The 3,244-nt window shown below is 76.1% G+C and carries 3 protein-coding genes and 1 pseudogene; 2 read left to right on the top strand and 2 right to left on the bottom strand.

What is annotated here, in order from left to right; all coding sequences use genetic code 11:
• Nucleotides 1–194 (bottom strand): annotated as a pseudogene (locus AOK18_RS33735) (DUF4349 domain-containing protein); the annotation flags it as partial.
• A 168-nt stretch (nucleotides 195–362) separates the two neighbouring features.
• Here AOK18_RS33735 and hemG point away from each other — a divergent pair.
• Nucleotides 363–1,790 (top strand): protoporphyrinogen oxidase, encoded by a 1,428-nt coding sequence (hemG, locus tag AOK18_RS27475; protein ID WP_055696078.1) that lies wholly within the window; start codon nucleotides 363–365, stop codon nucleotides 1,788–1,790.
• Nucleotides 1,791–1,825: 35 nt separating this feature from the next.
• Complete coding sequence (gene hemQ, locus AOK18_RS27470; RefSeq protein ID WP_055571831.1) at nucleotides 1,826–2,557, top strand: hydrogen peroxide-dependent heme synthase; 732 nt, start codon at nucleotides 1,826–1,828, stop codon at nucleotides 2,555–2,557.
• Between the two features lie 216 nt (nucleotides 2,558–2,773).
• Here the strand turns inward: hemQ and AOK18_RS27465 are convergent.
• Nucleotides 2,774–3,244: SCO6045 C-terminal-like domain-containing protein (locus AOK18_RS27465; protein WP_478078857.1), on the bottom strand; the 471-nt coding region annotated here is incomplete at its 5' end.

Here is a 3,244-nt window from a genome sequence, read left to right as displayed (position 1 = left end):
GCCGCCCCCTCCTTCGCCCCTTCCCGGGCGCCCGCCGGAGCGTCGGCCTGGGAGAGGGCGGCCTTGTCGTCGGAGAGACCGGAGGCGCCGGAGTCCGAACCGGAGCCCGCGCCGCATCCGGCCAGGGCGAGTGCGGTGGCCAGCAGCAGGGCCGTCGCGGCGTGGGCGGGCCGTACGGATCGTCGTGTGCGCATGTGGGTTCCCCCCGGGTTCGTGACCACTGACCGTTCCTCCGACGTTCCTTCGACGCCGGAGGGCGGTGGAACGATGGCGCGGAAAGGTCCCGAAGCGGTCACGGTAAGGACTCGGGAGGGCCGTACGGCCCTGGTGGGACCGCCGGCGGCATCTGAGAGGGTGGAGCCATGAGCGGATCACACACGGGTGCGGAGCAGCGGGTCGTCGTCGTCGGGGCCGGCATCGCCGGGCTGGCCGCCGCGCACCGGCTGCTCGGGCGCGGGGCGCGGGTGACCGTGCTGGAGGCCTCGGAGCGGGTCGGCGGCAAGCTGCTGCCCGGCGAGATCGCGGGCGCGCGCGTCGACCTGGGTGCCGAGTCGATGCTGGCCCGCCGCCCGGAGGCGGTGGACCTCGCCCGCGAGGTGGGCCTCACCGGCCGGCTCCGGCCCCCGGCCACCGCGACCGCGTCGCTGTGGACCCGCGGTGCCCTGCGCCCCATGCCCAAGGGCCACGTCATGGGCGTCCCCGGCACCGCCGCCGCCCTGGCCGGGGTGCTCTCCGACGAGGGCCTCGCCCGGATCGCGCAGGACGCCGAGCTGCCCCGCACCGAGGTCGGCGACGACGTCGCCGTCGGCGCGTACGTGGCGGCCCGGCTCGGCCGCGAGGTCGTCGACCGGCTGGTCGAGCCCCTGCTGGGCGGGGTGTACGCGGGCGACGCCTACCGCATCTCCATGCGCTCCGCCGTCCCCCAGCTGTTCCGGGCCGCGCGGGCCCACACCTCCCTGACCGAGGGGGTCCGCGAGATCCAGGCCGCCGCCACCGGGCAGCGGACCGGACCGGTGTTCATGGGCATCGAGGGCGGCGTGGGCACCCTTCCGCTCGCCGTCGCCGAGTCCGTGCGCTCCCGCGGCGGGGAGATCCGCACCGGTGCCCCGGTCACCGAGCTGCGCCGGGAGCCGGCCGGCGGCTGGCGGATCGTCGCCGGGGAGCGGGAGCTGCGCGCCGACGCGGTCGTCGTCGCCGTGCCCGCCCCGGCCGCCGCCCGGCTGCTGCGGGCCGAGGCGCCCGGCGCCGCCGCGGAGCTGGCCGGCGTGGAGTACGCCTCCATGGCGCTCGTCACGCTCGCCTACCGCCGCGCGGAGACCGATCTGCCCGAGGGCAGCGGATTCCTGGTGCCGCCGGTCGACGGCCGCACCATCAAGGCGTCCACCTTCGCCTCGCGCAAGTGGGGCTGGATCGACGAGGAGAACCCGGACCTCACCCTCCTGCGCACCTCCGTCGGCCGGCACGGCGAGACGGAGATCCTCGGCCGCGACGACGCCGGCCTCGTGGAGGTCTCCCGGCGCGACCTGCTGGCCGCCACCGGCCTGGACGCCACCCCGGTCGCCACCCGCGTCACCCGCTGGCAGGACGGCCTGCCCCAGTACCCCGTCGGCCACCACGCGCGCGTGGCCCGCGTCCGCGGGCACCTCGCCGCCCTCCCGGGGCTGGCCGTGTGCGGCGCGGCCTACGACGGCGTCGGCATCCCCGCGTGCATCGCGAGCGCGTACGACGCCGCCGACCAGATCCACGGTGACCTCCCGCACGACGTGCGGGACGTCACCGCCACCCGGTGAAGAACCCTCCACGGAGGAGCAGGAGAATAAGGGACATGACCGACGACGCCACCACCCCCGCACCCGACCGGATCCCCAACAAGGGCAAGCTGGCCAAGGACCTGAACGAGGTCATCCGCTACACCCTCTGGTCCGTCTTCAAGCTGAAGGACGTGCTGCCCGAGGACCGCGCCGGGTACGCCGAAGAGGTCCAGGAGCTGTTCGACCAGCTCGCCGCCAAGGACGTCACCGTGCGCGGCACGTACGACGTCTCCGGCCTGCGCGCCGACGCCGACCTGATGATCTGGTGGCACGCCGAGAGCAGCGACCAGCTCCAGGAGGCGTACAACCTCTTCCGCCGCACCGGGCTGGGCCGGGCCCTCGAGCCGGTCTGGTCGAACATGGCGCTGCACCGGCCCGCCGAGTTCAACCGCTCGCACATCCCGGCCTTCCTCGCCGACGAGGAGCCCCGCGCCTACGTCAGCGTGTACCCCTTCGTGCGCTCCTACGACTGGTACCTGCTGCCCGACGAGGACCGCCGCCGCATGCTCGCCGACCACGGCAAGATGGCCCGCGGCTTCCCCGACGTGCGCGCCAACACGGTCCCCTCGTTCTCCCTCGGCGACTACGAGTGGATCCTCGCCTTCGAGGCCGACGAGCTGTACCGCATCGTCGACCTCATGCGGCACCTGCGCGGCTCCGAGGCGCGGATGCACGTCCGCGAGGAGGTCCCGTTCTACACGGGCCGCCGCAAGGACATCGCGGAGCTCGTCGCGGGCCTCGCCTGAGCGAGCGCGACGGCGGCCGGGCCCGCCCGTCCTCGCACGGACGGGCCCGGACCCGGTCGTGACGCCGGGCGCTGCGGCGACCGGGGCGGCGGGCGGTACGGACCCGGTGCTCGCCCGGACGCCGGCGGTTCTCGTCGTGTCCCCCCGACGCGCGGCGCCCGGTACCGGGGACGCTTCGTGGCGCACGGGTCCCCTCCCGGCTCGCGGGTCCCGCCCTCAACGCCGCGGCAGGACCCGCCGCGCGGCGCGCGCCAGCCGCGCCGCGGGCCGGGGCGGCCGCGGTAGCGGCCCGGACCGCTCGAGCCACCACGCCCGCAACTCCCGCAGGGGCAGCCGCTCGTCCGGGCGCTCCCGCTGCCCGGAGGCGAGCAGCAGCCGCTCGACGAAGTCCAGGGCGTCCTGCCGGTAGCCCCCGGTCATCGGCCACTTCTGCGCATGGGCGAGGAAGGCCGCCCGGTACCCCTCGCCGAGCAGCACCGGCAGCTCGGGCGCCACCTTGGCGACGACGTCCGCCCGCTTCGCGGCGAGCGCCCGCGCCTGCACGGCCATCCGCGCCCGGTCGAACCCCTCGGGCACGGGCGTCCCGGCGACCAGCGAGGACAGCACCGCCGCCTGGGCGACCGCGACCCGCTGCCGCGCGGGTCCGGGGGAGCCGGATTCCCTCACGGAGCCGGATTCCCTCACGGA

This window comes from Streptomyces prasinopilosus (genome assembly GCF_001419695.1).
In the GTDB taxonomy this organism is placed as follows: Bacteria; Actinomycetota; Actinomycetes; order Streptomycetales; family Streptomycetaceae; genus Streptomyces; species Streptomyces prasinopilosus.
This window is presented reverse-complemented; position numbering and strand designations above follow the sequence as displayed.